The following is a 17,200-nucleotide window of genomic DNA, read 5'->3' as shown; positions in this document are numbered from 1 at the left end:
CGCCAGCTCCTACATGGGAGCGCGTAAACCCTGTAGGAGCTGCCGAAGGCTGCGATCTTTTGCTCTAAAAAATTCGCCAAGCGGAGCACACGTGATGAAACAGCCCAAACCGAACTTCTACAACCTGGCCTGGCGTTGGCATTTTTACGCCGGCCTGTTCGTCGCCCCGTTCATGGTGATGCTGGCCCTGACCGGCATCATTTATCTGTTCAAACCACAGCTCGATTCACTGATGTACAGCAGCCTGCTCAACGTCCCCGCCGGTCATCACACCGTCTCGGCCGATGACCTGTTGCAACGGGTCAAGAACGCTTATCCACAAGGCCAGGTCACCCAATACCTGCCACCGGTCAACGCCGAGCGCAGCGCACAGTTTGTGGTGAAGAACGCCGGCCACGAACTCAACGTATTCGTCGATCCATACCACGGTGACATCCTTGGCGAGCAGGATGCCAAGCAGAATCTGCAAGCCATCGCCCGCGCGATCCACGGTGAATTGATGATCGGCACCGTCGGTGACCGTCTTATCGAAATGGCTGCCGGTTGGGGCGTGGTGCTGGTCGTGTCCGGCCTGTTCCTGTGGTGGCCCCGCGGTCAGGCAGCGGGGATTCTGTGGCCGCGCCTGAACAGTCGCGGCCGCGTGTTGTGGCGTGATCTGCACGCGGTCACCGGGTTCTGGGGGGCCACACTGTTGCTGGTAATGTTGCTCAGCGGCATGACCTGGACCGGTTTCTGGGGCAAGCAATATGCGCAAGTGTGGAACGTGTTCCCGGCCGCGATGTGGGACAACGTGCCGACCTCCGACGTCGAGGCGCGCAGCCTGAACACCGCCACCCGCCAGACCGTGCCATGGGCGATGGAAAATACGCCGATGCCGATGTCCGGCGATCACGCCGAGCACATGGCCCACGGTGCCGCCAACGCGGGCCCCGCAGCACCCGCCATCAGCCTGCAAGACGTGCAAAACATCGCCACCCAGCGCAAGGTCGAGCCGGGTTACAGCATCACCCTGCCGATCACTGCCACCGGCGTGTTCACCATCGCCGTGTTCGCCGATGACCCGCGCAACGACGCGACTCTGCATGTCGATCAGTACACCGGCAAGGTCCTCGCCGATGTGCGTTTCGAGCAATACGGCGCAGTAGCGCGGGCCACCGAAATTGGCGTGATGCTCCACGAAGGAAAAATGTTCGGCACCTTTAATCAGATCGTCGTGCTGCTGATCTGCCTGATGATTCTGCTCAGCGCCGTCAGCGGCGTGGTGATCTGGTGGAAGCGTCGGCCGCAAGGCAAATTCGGCGTACCGCCGCTACGGCATGACCTGCCGAAATGGAAAACCGGCGTGGTGATCATGTTGGCGCTGGCGGCGATATTTCCGCTGGTGGGGGCTTCGCTGGTGGTGGTGTGGTTGCTTGACCGCCTGCTGCTGTCGCGCGTTGGGCGGACTGAGTCGGTCTCGACTTGAGTCGGACTCAACGAAGAGTGGCCGCCGGCGGCGGCACACTCCTTTGTCGAGGCCCGCTATCGTCAGTTACAACTCATCCCGGACACGGACAGGGCCTTGGGGCGACGGCTGTTGGCGCAGCAGGTTCCAGCCGCGTCTTATCAGCCCGGTCTGCCGCCAGTAGTGTCCTGCGACGAGTACCCGGAACTCACCGAGTGCCATGAGACGTGAAATGAATTCCCCGGGACTTAGCCGGTTGGTCCAGCGCCCACCCAGGAAAAACACCGATCGGGTCAGCAACAGATCCCTTTCGGCATCTGAATAACTTGGTGTGTATTTAAGCAATACCTGATGTGGCGTCGAGTAAAAATAATGCTGGATATCAAAACCCCTGCTCTTCAGATCATGGGTGTGGGCGTACACGAGCTCAGGTGCGGCAAAGTTGACTCCCACCTCCTCCGCGTCCTGCCCCAGAGTGGTGTTGCCTGACAGGTGCAACTGATGAGCAGCGACCGGTGTGTAACCTTCGGGATAATGCGGCGCCGGGTGTCGCCAACTGGCCGATGCGTCATTCGCCGACAGGAATATCCGCGCCAGCGGGTTTCGGTCATGTGCGGACCATAGCATGGGCTCGAGCGGCACAAATTGACTGCCGGTTGCCGAAGCCAGGATGGCGCTCTCATGGCCGACATCGAAAACGGACTCGGTCGCACGCTTTTGTGTATGGCGTGCAGCATCGTCGGGGTGATGGAAAACCGGGCCCAGCGCCGGGACCGGATTTTCCTGCCAACGTTGCTCACGGTCGACATCGACCTGTCGTGGTTGCCAACTGTCTACCACCTCGCCATGTCGCGACCAGTGATCGCTGCTCTCGATAACCTCTAACTTGCCCGCTCGTGCCATTCGGTGAACATAGGCAGAAATCCTGAACGTGCCTTTGGCAATTTCCCTTTCATCGGCTGCGGCCTGTTGTACTGATACAAATGCATTGGGACGAAACTCGATCTGTCCGAACTGGTCGTAAAACTCGCCTGGCTCGAACGCATGCAACTGCAGTTTCAACAACGCCCCATCCGCGCAGGAAAAGTAGATTGGCAGATATCCCTGCGGTGTGTCGGCCCGCAAGCACGCCAACTGAATATCGCTCGGCAGAAAAAAGAACTGGCGCACATCGTCAGATCGCACGCCCAACGGCGGCAGCGCTGCTCGAAGATACATGGCGTGCAGAGTAAAATCTGAAAACAGCTTGCCCTGTTCGAAGACCCGATCCAGAGCCAACGCCGAACGCTGTACCGCCACGGGCAGGGTTGCGAGAAAAATCCCCTCCGGATTACCCAGAATGTAACCGAAGGCCGCCGTTTCCCGGCTCACAGACGCTTCGTGAACATATCTGGCGGCAGCATCTACCTGAACGAACTGTGGACTGCAGGCGGGTCTGCTCAGGGCCTTGTCGTAGTCTCTCGTCCGCAAAAGATCGGTCGAATAAGGCGCCCAGACGGATACCCGGCGTGGCAGCCCCCAGATGTCGCTACCCTTGATCACCTGCAGACGCCCCCCCTTGGCCAGGACGTTGATCCATTCAACGGGCTGCAAATGCCTGCTGCGCAAGCCCTGCTTTATCGCCTTTGCATCAATGGCGGGAAATCGATCGCCCTGGCCAAGCAGCTGCGAAAAAAGTTCGGCTTGCGGCTGGTAACTGAGCACCGAACCGTCCGGTGCAAACAGGTATTCGTGCAATGGCTCCGGTTTGTAGCGCACCAGCGAGCCGTCCGCCAGCACGCGGTAGCGGTCTGTCACCCCGCGCCTGTTGAATGCCGACTCCAGTACGTCGACCGAAAACATGTTCAGATAGATCTGTTTCTGAACCGGCGATACGACCAGCGACGCCTCACGAGCGATGCGTGATCGGTAGCGTGCCACGATGTGACAACCGAGGGGAAATAATCCATAGGTCCGGCTTTCCTCAGGGCAAACCTGGGTGACATCGAAATCTTCATGGCTGACTTCAATCGGTGCGGTGGCCACATAACGCTTCTCGGCCGTCTCCAGAATCAGGCCGCCATATACGCTGTCGGTCACAACGGGAAGCAACGTTCTGGCGTGGATAGCCGCGTCGTCAGCCGTCTGAAAAACCGGGCCGAGCCAGCACCGCTGCAGATTGGCGTACGGCTGCCAGGTCACATTGACCGGCCCGGTCCGGTCCCAGCATAAACCGGCGCGCATCACTGCGAGTTCGCCACTGTTGGCGACCTCATGAACAAAATCGGTCGGCAGCCATTTCCCGGATGCCAGATGGTTCTTGATTGTCTCGAGCGTACCTTGCGACGTAGCGTCATGAAACAGCTTGCTGGACTTGCTTCTTGCGTATTTCAACAGGGCGCCATCGCGCGCTGTTATATAAAGAGCTGCCGGATCGTCTGATGCTATTACCGGACGACGGCGTCCGTAATACATCGAGGTTGTCAGGTTATCTGGCGAAATGAAGTAATGGGCCAGCCAGTCGTCCGGACTTTTTGCCGGATCCTCCACGTGATGATGCGAATACCAGTTGGCGTGTAACTCGAAGCCTTCAGGGAATCGATACCAAGGAGCGGTTCGTTGCACGGCAAACAGGCTATTCAACTCAAACAGATTGCTCTGCACAGCGCTGACGGGAACCCGCTCAGTGGCGATGTACTCGTCACGTTCCCGATGTTTGAGGATGAAGGAGAAACAGGCGCTTGCCTCTTCTTGCCAATCTCGGTCAAGCACATGTTGACTCTGGGCCGCCTCGTCGGCTGAAGCGAACACCGCACCGTAGGCCACCGTGTCCGGGAGACGCCATGGCAACGGCAACGGTAAGGCCAACGGAAGCAAAGCCGTTGCTGGCCGGGTTTGCCCAGGTAACTGCGCGGCAGGAAGCTCCGCTATAGGTTTGGGAAACTCGTGAATCACTTGCCAGACGGGCGCGTCTGCCGCAAGTGGCGCTTCGCGCACTGACCAGGTCGACGCTATCCGGCCGCGATAGCCCCATAGCTGATTATCCAAAAGACTGGTCAACCGACCGCCTGCAGCCTGCTCACGAATGAATTCCTGAGGGCGCTTGCTGCCACTGGCCAGTTCCGTAGCCAACGCACCGGGATTTTGGCGCGTGCCTAGACGTCTGCCCAGACTCTTTGCGGACGAAGAGCCATTGGATTCATATCGCAGCAGAGACTTCGGGACAGCTGATACGTACAGGTCGATCTGATCAAGTAGCACCTGTCTGATCTCATCGACATTGAACATCTGCAGACTCAGCACCGCTTCATGATAGGTCCATTTGAAGTAGTCAACCTCTACGGGATTGAGCCGCGACAATGCAACATGGGATACATAGCGCGCGTGCACGACATGATCGTCGGGAAAAATCGAGCGACCTTTATTGTCCAGCGGATAAAGCCGGCCCTGGCTGAGTGCATCGATATCGCCCTCCAGCGGCTCGGTTACCACGAAATGCTTGTTGCTGCACTGGAAGACGTAACCGGCGTATTGTCGATCCCGGCGGAGGCCGACCTGCTCGTGGGCATAGCGAGCTGCGTCGTCGGCAGATAAAAACTCCCGGCTTAATACCGGCCAGGAGAAATGATCGAAAGGCTGCCACTCCAGATCCACCGCGCCCAGGCTTGCCCACAATGCACTGCCGCGCAGCACCTCCAGCTGTCCGGCCAGCACCAGCATCGAGACAAATTCGCGGGGGCGAAGCGTGCCGGCCGACAACCTTGCCTGCACACCGTTATCGCCTATCGTGGCGTCGGCATGCTCGACGCTCAGTGCTGCTTCGATCGGACTGCCGCTGAACGTATATTTCAACATGGCAAAGTCCGGCGCCTGCATGTACAGCGCCAAGCCGCGCCCGACCTTTGCCAAATGCTGATTACGCGCAAAGGCTGCGATCGCCACGGCCAGGTCATGCGGGCTGAAGAAGTTTTCGTAGAGCCACGGCTGCGTAGGCGGAAACTGTTTGGGATCGGGTTGCGAAGCGAAGTAAAAACCTTCTAGCCGATAGCCCCGCGGCAGTTGCAATTGTCCTTTGGCATCCAACGGAAACAGGTGCTCGGCATCCCAGGCAGGCAACCCGGTCTGACGCGCATGGGTCGCAACATATTCTTCGCTGATGAGTTTTTTCAGTATCAGTCCGGCGGTCTGCGCACCTCTGGATTTCAATGCCGCGAGCACGGCGCGCTCGGCATTCACGCAGACGCGGGTCATCAGCGGTAATTCGGTCACTCTGCCACTGGAAAATGCCTGGCCCGCTTTCCAGTCCGGCGGCACTTGGCCAACGGAATGCCCCCAATCTGCGTTCGAAACGATAACTTTAAGCTCACCTACAGACGCCAGTTTGTTGATGATGCTCATTACGTCATAAGTCCCCACCGGATTACCCGACGGCGAGCCGGCCTTGCGCCAGAGGTAGTAACTGAACTCCTCTTTCGAACCGCTCGATGAATACTTGAGCAATGTTCCATCGGGTCCAGAAAGGTACGCGCTGCGAAAAAAATCCCGCGCGGCCACATCCGCGACGAAATCCAGATCGGAGAAAAAATTGATGAACAGCCTCACCAGCCTTTCATCCTGACGCGGATTGTTCTTGCGAACATCCTCGTACAGAGGCGCATGGCAATGCAGATTCGCCACACATCTGTATCCACGAGGGTGCACGTATTGCCCTGCAGCATCGACTTCGATAATGGTGCCGAAATCGAAGCGGGTGACCTCTCCCGGAATGGGTACGGTGGCGACAAAGCGTCCATCCGGACGCAGCAGAATCACGCTGCCATATTCCCTGTCCGGCTTCAGGGGAATACGGGTATGGACCCAATAGGCTGCATCCTCCTCGGTGAGGAACGCGGGACTCAGGGAAGGCAGCCTGAACTTGCGGGAAGGTTTTGCAGCACGGCCGGTCTGGCCTGACACGTCATTCATCTTGAGCATCCTGCGAAAAATAATCGGGATAACGATCGAATGAGTGTGGTCCCCCAGGTCTGCCGGACCGTGGTACATGTTTATCGTTTATGTATCCTCATCTGCCAACACAGGCGCGCCCCAATCTGGCGCACCTCGACGCACCAACGCCCGCAACCTGTCCTTTCCTGGTGCGCGCCACTACCGCGCAACCGCTCTGAAATGACATTTTCCTGCCCGATCCCGACCGGGCACAGCCCTTGCAAAACACCCTTCAGTCGTTCGCATCTGCCAACCAAAAAAAACTTCAAACGTTCATGGAGATCGCACAATGAAGCGTCGCAGTTTGATCAAGGCTTTCACACTCACGGCATCCATTGCCGCGATGGGCATGACCTGGACAGTCCAGGCCGCCGAGACCATCAAGGTCGGGATTCTGCATTCGTTGTCCGGCACCATGGCGATCTCCGAAACGTCGCTCAAAGACATGGCGCTGATGACCATCGACGAGATCAACGCCAAGGGTGGTGTGAACGGCAAGATGCTTGAACCGGTGGTGGTCGACCCGGCGTCGAACTGGCCGCTGTTCGCCGAAAAGGGCCGGCAGTTGCTGACCCAGGACAAGGTCGCCGTGGTGTTCGGCTGCTGGACCTCGGTGTCGCGCAAATCGGTATTGCCGGTGTTCGAAGAGCTCAATGGCCTGCTGTTCTACCCGGTGCAATACGAAGGCGAAGAGATGTCGCCGAACGTCTTCTACACCGGCGCAGCGCCAAACCAGCAGGCGATCCCGGCGGTTGAATATCTGATGAGCGAAGAAGGTGGCAGCGCCAAGCGCTACTTCCTGCTCGGCACCGACTACGTCTACCCACGCACCACCAACAAGATCCTGCGCTCGTTCCTGCATTCCAAAGGTGTCGCCGACAAGGACATCGAAGAGGTGTACACGCCGTTCGGTCACAGCGACTATCAGACCATTGTTGCCAACATCAAGAAATTCTCCGCCGGTGGCAAGACTGCGGTCATCTCGACGGTCAACGGCGACTCCAACGTGCCGTTCTATAAAGAGCTGGCCAACCAGGGTCTGAAAGCCACCGACGTGCCGGTTGTGGCGTTCTCGGTCGGCGAAGAAGAACTGCGCGGCATCGACACCAAACCGCTGGTGGGTAACCTCGCGGCGTGGAACTACTTCGAGTCGGTAGAGAACCCGCAGAACAAGAAATTCGTCGCTGACTGGAAGGCCTATGCGAAGAAACACAACCTGCCGGGCGCCGATAAAGCCGTGACCAACGACCCGATGGAAGCCACTTATGTCGGCATTCATATGTGGGCGCAGGCGGTGGAAAAAGCCAAATCCACCGACGTCGACAAAGTCCGCGAAGCCCTCGCCGGCCAGACCTTTGCCGCGCCGTCCGGTTACACGCTGACCATGGACAAGACCAATCACCACCTGCACAAACCGGTGATGATCGGCGAGATTCAGGCTGATGGTCAGTTCAACGTTGTATGGCAGACCGAAGGGCCGATCCGCGCGCAACCGTGGAGCCCGTTCATTCAGGGCAACGACAAGAAGCCGGATTATGCGGTGAAGAGCAACTGAGTCTGACTTGGATTTTGGGCTGGGGCGGAGATCTTTTCCCCCTCACCCCAACCCTCTCCCCCAGGGGGGGCGAGGGGGAAGGGAGCAGATCTCTACGGCTTTCAGAACCTGAGTTCGACGCAGGAATGTCAGGTCGATGTTGGATGCCCTGACAACTCGGTCAGTCCCCTCTCCCTTTGGGAGAGGGTTAGGGTGAGGGGCGGATTCACAGCCGGACACCGCTCCATCGGCCACCGCAAGAAAGGAAACACCACTAATGCCCACTGCCATACACCGCTTTCTCATAGCCATCGCACTGTTGCTGCCAATGCTGGCCCACGCCGGTGATGCCGAAGACTTCGTCGCGGCCAATCCCGTGCAGCAAGCCAAACTGTTGGAAACCTGGGCCGCGCAGCCCGATCCGGCCCGTATCGAATTGCTCAACGCCCTGCAACAAGGCGAGCTGACCATCGACGGCCAACCCAAAACCCTGCGCCTGAACAATCGCCTGCGGGGTCTGATCGACACCGCCATGGCCAGCCATCAATTGCTCGCCGCCGACGCCAAAATCCGTCTGACTGCCGCGCAGCAATTGCAGAAAAGCGCGAAACCCGCGCAGCTGAAATTCCTCGACCAGCAACTCGCTGGCGAAAAAGATGAAAGCGTCCATGCCGCACTGAGCCTGGCGCTGGCCAATCTGCAACTGGTCGACACTAATCCGGCCGTACGACTCGCGGCGGTGCGATTGCTTGGCGAAACCGGCGATCCACTGGCGCGCACGCGCCTCGAAGGTTTGGTCGAACCCGGCGTCGAAGCCGATGCCGGCGTACGCACGGCGGCCGAAACCAGCCTCGCCCAAGTCAAACGCAAACTGCTGGTCGGCGAGATCCTCGGCCAGGCGTTCAGCGGCATGTCGCTCGGTTCGATTCTGCTGTTGGCAGCGCTCGGTCTGGCAATCACGTTCGGCCTGCTCGGCGTGATCAACATGGCTCACGGCGAGATGCTGATGCTCGGTGCCTACTCGACGTACGTGGTGCAGTTGATGTTCCAGCGCTACGCACCGCAAGCGATTGAGTTTTATCCGTTGATTGCCTTGCCGGTGGCGTTCTTCGTCACAGCGGCGATCGGCATGGCGCTGGAGCGCACGGTGATTCGTCACCTCTACGGCCGCCCACTGGAAACCCTGCTCGCCACCTGGGGCATCAGCCTGATGCTGATTCAACTGGTGCGCCTGTTGTTCGGCGCGCAGAACGTTGAAGTGGCCAACCCGGCATGGCTGTCCGGCGGGATTCAGGTTTTGCCAAATCTGGTTCTGCCATACAACCGCATCGTGATCATCGCGTTCGCACTGTTCGTCGTTGTGCTGACCTGGCTGCTGCTGAACAAAACGCGTCTGGGCCTCAACGTCCGCGCCGTCACACAGAACCGCAACATGGCCGCCTGCTGTGGCGTGCCGACCGGTCGTGTCGACATGCTCGCCTTCGGCCTCGGCTCGGGCATTGCCGGTCTCGGCGGTGTGGCGCTGAGCCAGATCGGCAACGTCGGCCCGGACCTCGGTCAGAGCTACATCATCGACTCGTTCCTGGTGGTGGTGCTTGGCGGTGTTGGCCAGTTGGCCGGCAGCGTGCTCGCGGCGTTCGGCCTCGGTATCGCCAACAAGATTCTTGAACCGCAGATCGGTGCGGTGCTCGGCAAGATCCTGATCCTCGCGCTGATCATTCTGTTTATCCAGAAACGTCCGCAAGGCCTCTTCGCACTGAAAGGACGGGTGATCGACTGATGAACCAGCCTCTGCTTGTTACCGCGACACAAAAGGCCGGGCCGAAAGTCACGATTGCGGTCGGCGCAGTAATCCTCGCTCTGCTGATCGCCCTGCCGCTGCTGTCGTTGTTGTCGCCCGACAATGCGCTGCACATCTCGGCGTACACGCTGACGCTGGTCGGCAAAATCCTCTGTTACGCCATCGTCGCTTTGGCGCTGGATCTGGTCTGGGGTTACGCCGGTTTGCTGTCGCTGGGTCACGGCCTGTTCTTCGCCCTCGGTGGTTATGCGATGGGCATGTACCTGATGCGTCAGGCTGCCGGCGATGGTCTACCGGCGTTCATGACCTTCCTGTCATGGAGCGAACTGCCGTGGTACTGGACCGGCACCAGCAGCTTCGTCTGGGCGATGTGTCTGGTGGTGCTGGCACCGGGATTGCTGGCGCTGGTCTTCGGTTTCTTCGCCTTCCGTTCGCGAATCAAAGGCGTTTATTTCTCGATCATGACCCAGGCCTTGACCTTCGCCGGCATGCTCTTGTTTTTCCGCAACGAGACCGGGTTTGGCGGCAACAACGGCTTCACCAATTTCCGCACGATCCTCGGTTTCGGCATCACCGATCCGGGCACCCGCGCGGTGTTGTTTCTGGCCACAGTGTTGTTGCTGGTGGCGAGTCTGTTCATCGGCTGGCGCCTGGCGCAGAGCAAGTTCGGTCGTGTGCTGACGGCACTTCGTGATGCGGAAAACCGCTTGATGTTCTGCGGCTACGATCCGCGCGGTTTCAAGTTGTTCGTGTGGGTGTTGAGCGCGGTGTTGTGTGGTCTGGCCGGTGCGTTGTACGTGCCGCAAGTGGGCATCATCAACCCGAGCGAAATGTCGCCAACCAACTCGATTGAAGCGGCGGTCTGGGTGGCCCTTGGCGGTCGTGGCACCTTGATCGGCCCGCTGCTCGGTGCCGGTGTGGTCAACGGCATGAAGAGTTGGTTCACCGTGGCCTTCCCGGAATATTGGCTGTTCTTTCTCGGCGCGCTGTTCATCGTCGTCACGCTGTACTTGCCTAAAGGTGTGATCGGCCTGCTGAAGAAACGAGGTGAACAATGAGAGTCACAGCGAGCGCTGAATTCATGCTGGAACCGGCCTTCTTTCCCGTCGAACCGAACAAGGACGCCGGCACCAGCCGCGACTCCATCGGCCTTGGCCAGCGGGTCGGACCGGGGCTGGATACCCGTCACGGCACGATCCTCACCCTGGAAGACATCAGCGTCAGCTTCGATGGCTTTCGTGCGCTGAACAATCTCAACCTGTACATCGGCGTCGGCGAATTGCGCTGCATCATCGGCCCTAACGGCGCGGGTAAAACCACGCTGATGGACGTGATCACCGGCAAGACCCGGCCGAGTCACGGCAAGGCCTGGTTCGGTGAAACCCTGGATCTGACGCAGATGAGCGAAGTGCAGATTGCCCAGGCCGGCATCGGTCGCAAGTTTCAGAAGCCGACGGTGTTCGAAGCGCTGAGCGTGTTTGAAAACCTTGAACTGGCGCAGAAAACCGACAAGTCGGTGTGGGCCAGTTTGCGTGCGCGCTTGAGCGGCGAGCAAAAAGATCGAATCAGCGAAGTGCTGGAGACGATTCGCCTGACCACCTCGGTCAATCGTCAGGCCGGGCTGTTGTCCCACGGTCAGAAGCAGTTTCTCGAGATCGGCATGTTGCTGATGCAGGACCCGCAATTGCTCCTGCTCGATGAGCCGGTGGCGGGCATGACCGATGCGGAAACCGAGTTCACCGCTGAACTGTTCAAGAGCCTGGCGGGCAAGCATTCGTTGATGGTGGTGGAGCATGACATGGGCTTTGTCGGCTCGATTGCTGACCACGTCACCGTGTTGCATCAGGGCAGTGTTCTGGCGGAAGGCTCACTGGAACAAGTGCAGGAAAACGAGCGTGTGATCGAGGTCTACCTCGGCCGCTGAACTGCAAACAAAGTCACTGTGGGAGCGAGCTTGCTCGCGAAGACGGCAGCACATCCGACATCTCAGTGACAGGTCAACCGCATTCGCGAGCAAGCTCGCTCCCACAGGGATTTGGGTGAATTTTAAGGAATTTGAACATGCTGCAAGTCGACAAGCTGCACCAGTACTACGGCGGTAGCCACATCCTGCGTGGCCTTTCGTTCGACGTGAAAGTCGGCGAAGTCACCTGCCTGCTCGGCCGTAACGGTGTCGGCAAAACCACCCTGCTCAAATGCCTGATGGGCCTGCTGCCGGCCAAAGAAGGCGCAGTCAATTGGGAAGGCAAACCGATCACCACGTTCAAGCCACACCAGCGTGTTCACGCCGGGATTGCCTACGTGCCACAGGGCCGGGAAATCTTCGGCCGCCTGACCGTGGAAGAGAATCTGCTGATGGGTTTGTCGCGTTTTCCCGGCAGTGAAGCCAAGGAAGTCCCAGGTTTCATCTACGAATTGTTCCCGGTGCTGCTACAAATGAAGCAGCGTCGCGGCGGTGACCTCTCCGGTGGTCAGCAACAGCAGTTGGCGATTGGTCGCGCATTGGCCAGTCGTCCGCGTTTATTGATCCTCGACGAGCCTACCGAAGGCATTCAACCTTCGGTGATCAAGGAGATCGGCGCGGTAATCAAGAAACTCGCGGCGCGCGGTGATATGGCGATTTTGCTGGTCGAGCAGTTCTACGATTTCGCCGCGGAACTGGCCGATCAGTATCTGGTGATGTCCCGGGGCGAGATCGTCCAGCAGGGTCGCGGTGAAAATATGGAGGCCGAGGGTGTGCGCGGGCTGGTAACGATCTAGTACAACGAACTAATCTGTAGCTTCCTAACGATAATTACAAACCATGAATTCGACTGTTGCACCTGCCCTGTTTACCCCGAGCTGGCACGCCGAGCTGGAACTGGCTTACGCCCGTTTCGGCGACTGCACGCGTCCGGTCATGCGCCGGCACCTTGGCCCGCTGCGCGTGCAAAAACACCTGTACGCCGAGGGCCCCGAGGTCTGCCAGCACATCATCGTCCACCCGCCGGGCGGGATTGCCGGCGGTGATCGACTGGACATCAGCGCCCGCGTCGAACAGGACGCCTGGGCGCAGATCACCAGCCCCGGCGCGGCCAAATGGTATCGCGCCGGTGGGCCGGCTTATCAGAAGCTCGACTTGAAAGTGGCGGCCGGGGCGACGCTGGAATGGCTGCCGCAGGAGACCATCGTCTATAGCGCCGCGCAGGCTGAGCTGAGCAATTCGATTGAACTTGAGGGTGATGCACGGCTGTTTTACTGGGATGTGGTGGCGCTGGGTCGCCCGGCCAGTGGCGAGCGTTTCGACCGTGGGCATTTTCAGGCGCATCTGGATATTCGCCGTGATGGTCGATTGCTCTGGCATGAACGCCAGCGCATTGTCGGTGATGACGGTTTGCTTGATTCGCCGATTGGCCTGGATGGCAATCCGGTGTTTGCGACGTTGTTGGTCACCGGTGAAATTGATGCTGAATTGCTGGAGCGTTGTCGTTCGCTGGATAACCAGGTTCGCGGGGATTTGACGCAATTGCCGGGACTTTTGGTTGCCCGTTGTCTGGCCAGTGAAGCGTTGCTCGCACGGGCCTGGCTCATCGATTTATGGCGCTTGCTGCGTCCGGTGCTTCTGGATCGCGAGGCGGTGTCACCGAGAATATGGAACACCTGAAAGCAACCCTCACCCCCCGCCCTCTCCCGGAGGGAGAGGGAGCCTGACCGAGTCGCTTGAAATGAATTTAACTGACTGAACGAATACCGCTGACTGAACCGGCCATTGAAAACAACCGAGATCAGTCCCCTCTCCTTCGGGAGAGGGCTAGGGTGAGGGGCTGCTCCAACTGGCACCCCACACCGGCAAGAACCTCACAAATCTGCCCTGATGGAACCCCACAATGGACCTGACCCCACGCGAAAAAGACAAGCTGCTGATCTTCACCGCCGGCCTCGTCGCCGAGCGGCGTTTGGCGCGCGGCGTGAAACTCAATTACCCGGAAGCCATGGCCTACATCTCCGCCGCACTGCTCGAAGGCGCGCGTGACGGCCAGACCGTCGCCGAGCTGATGCACTTCGGCACTACCCTGCTCAGCCGCGAACAAGTGATGGAAGGCATCGCGGAAATGATCCCGGAAATCCAGGTCGAAGCGACGTTCCCCGACGGCACCAAACTGGTCACCGTTCACCAACCGATCGTCTGAGGCCGCGTCATGACTTACTCCATTCGCGATGCCGTTCACGCCGACCTGCCGGCGATCCGTGACATCTACAACGACGCCGTGTTCAACACCACGGCGATCTGGAATGAACAAGCCGTCGACCTCGGCAACCGCCAGGCGTGGTTCAGCGCGCGTCAGGCCCAGGCCTATCCGATTCTGGTGATCGTCGACGCCGACAACAGTGTGCTCGGCTACGCTTCCTTCGGTGACTGGCGGCCGTTCGACGGTTTCCGTCACACCGTCGAGCACTCGGTCTACGTGCGCAGCGATCAGCGCGGCAACGGCCTCGGCCCGCAACTGATGACTGTGCTGATCGAACGGGCGAAGACCTGCGACAAGCACGTGATGGTCGCCGCCATTGAAAGCGGCAACGCTGCCTCGATTCGCCTGCACGAGCGCGCCGGTTTCAGCATCACCGGGCAAATGCCGCAAGTCGGCACCAAGTTCGGCCGCTGGCTCGACCTGACCTTCATGCAACTGACCCTCAACCCTGGCGCGGAGCCGCCTGACGCCAACAAGGAGTGACACCGATGAACGCCGCCCAGCTGCGCCGCGTCAACGCGGAAAGTTTTGCGCATTACCGTCAGGGCCTGATCGACCTGCTGCTCGATGCCGTGGGTTACGGCGCCAGTGTCGGCTTTATGGCCGATCTCGATGCCGCGCAGGCGCGCGCTTATTTCGATGAGGTGCAGGACAACGTCAACAAGGGCAGCGTGCTGCTCTGGGTGGTGGTCAAGGACGAACAAGTGCTGGCCAGTGTGCAGCTCGGGTTGTGCCAGAAAGCCAACGGCCTCAATCGCGCCGAAGTGCAGAAGCTGCTGGTGCGCGAACACGCACGGCGTCGCGGTCTCGGTCAGCAATTGATGAGTGCGCTGGAACTCGAAGCGCCCAAACACAAGCGCGGCATGCTTTACCTCGACACCGAGGCCGGCTCGCCCGCCGAGGATTTCTACAAGGCGCTGGGTTACACCCGTGCGGGCCAGATTCCTGATTACGCCTGCGACCCGACCGGCACTTATCGGCCGACCGCCCTCTATTACAAGATTCTGCAAGGAGCCCAGTGATGATTCCTGGCGAATACCAGATCCAGCCCGGCGACATCGAACTCAACGTCGGCCGTCGCACCCTCAGCCTGAAAGTCGCCAACAGCGGCGACCGGCCGATTCAGGTCGGTTCGCACTATCACTTTTTCGAAACCAACGACGCGCTGACCTTTGATCGCGCGGCGAGCCGGGGCATGCGTCTGAATATTCCGGCGGGCACCGCCGTGCGCTTTGAGCCGGGGCAAAGCCGTGAGGTTGAGTTGGTGGATTACGCCGGAAAGCGGCGGGTATTCGGGTTTGCCGGACGAATCATGGGGGACCTCTGATATCTGCGTGCACCGCGGCCCCTCACCCCAGCCCTCTCCCGAGGGAGAGGGAGCCGATCACCGATAGCAGCCTCACCGCGTACAGTCCCCTCTCCCTCTGGGAGAGGGCTAGGGTGAGGGTCGATGGCTCACCACTATTTTCCTGAAGGACGCTGCATGAAAATCTCCAGACAAGCCTACGCCGACATGTTCGGCCCCACCGTCGGCGACAAGGTGCGCCTGGCCGACACCGAGCTGTGGATCGAAGTCGAAAAAGACTTCACCACCTACGGCGAAGAAGTGAAATTCGGTGGCGGCAAAGTGATCCGCGACGGCCAGGGCCAGAGCCAACTGCTGGCGGCCGAAGTCGTCGACACGCTGATCACCAACGCGCTGATCATCGACCATTGGGGCATCGTCAAAGCCGACGTCGGCCTCAAGGACGGTCGCATCGCCGCCATCGGCAAGGCCGGCAACCCCGACGTGCAGCCCAACGTGACCATCGCCATTGGTGCCGGCACCGAAGTGATCGCCGGTGAAGGCATGATCCTCACCGCTGGCGGCATCGACACGCACATCCATTTCATTTGCCCGCAGCAGATCGAAGAGGCGCTGATGAGCGGCGTCACCACCATGATCGGCGGCGGCACCGGCCCCGCCACCGGCACCAACGCCACCACCTGCACCTCCGGACCTTGGCACCTGGCACGCATGCTTCAGGCCGCCGATGCGTTCCCGATGAACATCGGCCTCACTGGCAAGGGCAACGCCAGCCTGCCGGAGCCGCTGATCGAGCAGGTCAAGGCCGGCGCCATCGGCCTCAAGCTGCACGAAGACTGGGGCACCACGCCAGCAAGCATCGATAACTGCCTGAGCGTCGCCGATCAGTTCGATGTGCAGGTGGCGATCCACACCGACACCCTCAACGAGTCCGGTTTCGTCGAAACCACCCTCGGCGCATTCAAAGGCCGCACCATTCACACCTATCACACCGAAGGTGCCGGTGGCGGTCACGCACCGGACATCATCAAGGCTTGCGGCTTCCCTAACGTGCTGCCGAGTTCGACCAACCCGACCCGGCCGTTCACCCGCAACACCATCGACGAACACCTCGACATGCTGATGGTCTGCCACCACCTCGACCCGAGCATCGCCGAAGACGTCGCGTTCGCCGAAAGCCGCATCCGCCGCGAAACGATTGCCGCCGAAGACATCCTTCACGACCTCGGCGCGTTCTCGATGATCAGCTCCGACAGCCAGGCCATGGGCCGCGTCGGCGAAGTCATCACACGCACCTGGCAGACCGCCGACAAGATGAAAAAGCAGCGCGGGCCACTGCCGCAGGACGGCGCAGGCAACGACAACTTTCGCGCCAAACGCTACATCGCCAAGTACACAATCAACCCGGCAATCACCCATGGCATCAGCCATGAAGTCGGTTCGGTGGAAGTGGGGAAATGGGCGGATCTGGTGCTGTGGCGCCCGGCATTTTTTGGCGTGAAACCGACGCTGATCCTCAAGGGCGGCGCGATTGCCGCAAGCCTGATGGGGGATGCCAACGCCTCGATTCCGACCCCGCAACCGGTGCACTACCGCCCGATGTTCGCCAGCTACGGTGGCTCCCTGCATGCCACCAGCCTGACCTTTATCAGTCAGGCGGCGCAGGAAGCCGGGCTGCCTGAGGCATTGGGGTTGAAGAAGAAAATCGGCGTGGTCAAAGGCTGCCGTGACGTGCAGAAAACCGATCTGATCCACAACGATTACTTGCCGGACATCGATGTCGATCCGCAAACCTATCAGGTCAAGGCGGATGGTGTGTTGCTGTGGTGTGAACCGGCGGAAACGTTGCCGATGGCGCAGCGCTATTTCCTGTTCTGACAAGCGTCGCCGTCTGAATACGGACGTTGAAATCCGTATTCAG

The 17,200-nt window shown here is 59.7% G+C and carries 13 protein-coding genes; 12 read left to right on the top strand and 1 reads right to left on the bottom strand.

Going from position 1 to position 17,200, the window contains the following annotated elements:
- Window positions 1-94 precede the first annotated feature (94 nt).
- Complete coding sequence (locus PspR84_RS03260; protein ID WP_160055432.1) at window positions 95-1,465, top strand: PepSY domain-containing protein; 1,371 nt, start codon at window positions 95-97, stop codon at window positions 1,463-1,465.
- 66 nt (window positions 1,466-1,531) lie between these two features.
- Here PspR84_RS03260 and PspR84_RS03255 read toward each other — a convergent pair whose 3' ends face one another.
- Entirely contained in the window at window positions 1,532-6,466 is a 4,935-nt protein-coding gene (locus PspR84_RS03255; RefSeq protein ID WP_160055430.1) for a DUF4329 domain-containing protein, read from the bottom strand.
- A 232-nt stretch (window positions 6,467-6,698) separates the two neighbouring features.
- Here PspR84_RS03255 and urtA point away from each other — a divergent pair, with 232 nt between their 5' ends.
- The 11 genes from urtA (at window position 6,699) to ureC (ending at window position 17,157) form a co-directional block, all read left to right on the top strand.
- Entirely contained in the window at window positions 6,699-7,964 is a 1,266-nt protein-coding gene (gene urtA / locus PspR84_RS03250; protein ID WP_007914554.1) for an urea ABC transporter substrate-binding protein, read from the top strand.
- A gap of 256 nt (window positions 7,965-8,220) precedes the next feature.
- Window positions 8,221-9,723 carry an urea ABC transporter permease subunit UrtB gene (gene urtB / locus PspR84_RS03245; RefSeq protein ID WP_160055428.1) on the top strand — a complete coding sequence of 501 codons (1,503 nt, stop codon included), beginning with the start codon at window positions 8,221-8,223 and terminating at the stop codon, window positions 9,721-9,723.
- A complete protein-coding gene (gene urtC / locus PspR84_RS03240) occupies window positions 9,723-10,802 on the top strand; it encodes an urea ABC transporter permease subunit UrtC (protein ID WP_160055426.1) in 1,080 nt (359 codons plus the stop codon). The genes urtB and urtC overlap by 1 nt, the downstream gene beginning before the upstream one ends.
- Window positions 10,799-11,668, top strand: a complete 870-nt coding sequence (gene urtD, locus PspR84_RS03235) for an urea ABC transporter ATP-binding protein UrtD (RefSeq protein ID WP_007918913.1) — start codon at window positions 10,799-10,801, stop codon at window positions 11,666-11,668. Before urtC ends, urtD begins: the two co-directional genes overlap by 4 nt.
- Window positions 11,669-11,805: 137 nt before the next feature.
- Window positions 11,806-12,504, top strand: a complete 699-nt coding sequence (urtE, locus tag PspR84_RS03230) for an urea ABC transporter ATP-binding subunit UrtE (protein WP_103306101.1) — start codon at window positions 11,806-11,808, stop codon at window positions 12,502-12,504.
- A gap of 43 nt (window positions 12,505-12,547) precedes the next feature.
- A complete protein-coding gene (locus PspR84_RS03225) occupies window positions 12,548-13,387 on the top strand; it encodes an urease accessory protein UreD (RefSeq protein WP_160055424.1) in 840 nt (279 codons plus the stop codon).
- 223 nt (window positions 13,388-13,610) lie between these two features.
- Window positions 13,611-13,913, top strand: coding sequence for an urease subunit gamma (gene ureA / locus PspR84_RS03220; protein WP_016984788.1), 303 nt, complete (start codon window positions 13,611-13,613; stop codon window positions 13,911-13,913).
- Between the two features lie 9 nt (window positions 13,914-13,922).
- Window positions 13,923-14,456 (top strand): GNAT family N-acetyltransferase, encoded by a 534-nt coding sequence (locus PspR84_RS03215; protein WP_160055422.1) that lies wholly within the window; start codon window positions 13,923-13,925, stop codon window positions 14,454-14,456.
- Between the two features lie 5 nt (window positions 14,457-14,461).
- On the top strand, window positions 14,462-14,995 hold the full coding sequence (locus tag PspR84_RS03210) for a GNAT family N-acetyltransferase (RefSeq protein ID WP_110719598.1): 534 nt from the start codon (window positions 14,462-14,464) through the stop codon (window positions 14,993-14,995).
- Window positions 14,995-15,300, top strand: a complete 306-nt coding sequence (locus tag PspR84_RS03205; protein WP_038360474.1) for an urease subunit beta — start codon at window positions 14,995-14,997, stop codon at window positions 15,298-15,300. Before PspR84_RS03210 ends, PspR84_RS03205 begins: the two co-directional genes overlap by 1 nt.
- A gap of 156 nt (window positions 15,301-15,456) precedes the next feature.
- Window positions 15,457-17,157 (top strand): urease subunit alpha, encoded by a 1,701-nt coding sequence (ureC, locus tag PspR84_RS03200; RefSeq protein ID WP_160055420.1) that lies wholly within the window; start codon window positions 15,457-15,459, stop codon window positions 17,155-17,157.
- Window positions 17,158-17,200: the final 43 nt, after the last annotated feature.

Source organism: Pseudomonas sp. R84, from assembly GCF_009834515.1.
In the GTDB taxonomy this organism is placed as follows: Bacteria; Pseudomonadota; Gammaproteobacteria; order Pseudomonadales; family Pseudomonadaceae; genus Aquipseudomonas.
Note: the sequence above shows the minus strand (reverse complement) of the source record. Positions and strands in the feature narration are given on the sequence as shown.

Excerpts from the sequence above, each read along its gene's own strand:
- ureA (WP_016984788.1), top strand. The coding sequence starts at position 13,611 with ATGGACCTGACCCCACGCGAAAAAGACAAGCTGCTGATCTTCACCGCC.
- urtB (WP_160055428.1), top strand. The coding sequence starts at position 8,221 with ATGCCCACTGCCATACACCGCTTTCTCATAGCCATCGCACTGTTGCTG.
- PspR84_RS03225 (WP_160055424.1), top strand. The coding sequence starts at position 12,548 with ATGAATTCGACTGTTGCACCTGCCCTGTTTACCCCGAGCTGGCACGCC.
- PspR84_RS03260 (WP_160055432.1), top strand. The coding sequence starts at position 95 with ATGAAACAGCCCAAACCGAACTTCTACAACCTGGCCTGGCGTTGGCAT.
- PspR84_RS03255 (WP_160055430.1), bottom strand. The coding sequence starts at position 6,466 with ATGTACCACGGTCCGGCAGACCTGGGGGACCACACTCATTCGATCGTT.
- urtA (WP_007914554.1), top strand. The coding sequence starts at position 6,699 with ATGAAGCGTCGCAGTTTGATCAAGGCTTTCACACTCACGGCATCCATT.
- urtE (WP_103306101.1), top strand. The coding sequence starts at position 11,806 with ATGCTGCAAGTCGACAAGCTGCACCAGTACTACGGCGGTAGCCACATC.
- urtC (WP_160055426.1), top strand. The coding sequence starts at position 9,723 with ATGAACCAGCCTCTGCTTGTTACCGCGACACAAAAGGCCGGGCCGAAA.
- PspR84_RS03210 (WP_110719598.1), top strand. The coding sequence starts at position 14,462 with ATGAACGCCGCCCAGCTGCGCCGCGTCAACGCGGAAAGTTTTGCGCAT.
- PspR84_RS03215 (WP_160055422.1), top strand. The coding sequence starts at position 13,923 with ATGACTTACTCCATTCGCGATGCCGTTCACGCCGACCTGCCGGCGATC.
- urtD (WP_007918913.1), top strand. The coding sequence starts at position 10,799 with ATGAGAGTCACAGCGAGCGCTGAATTCATGCTGGAACCGGCCTTCTTT.
- ureC (WP_160055420.1), top strand. The coding sequence starts at position 15,457 with ATGAAAATCTCCAGACAAGCCTACGCCGACATGTTCGGCCCCACCGTC.
- PspR84_RS03205 (WP_038360474.1), top strand. The coding sequence starts at position 14,995 with ATGATTCCTGGCGAATACCAGATCCAGCCCGGCGACATCGAACTCAAC.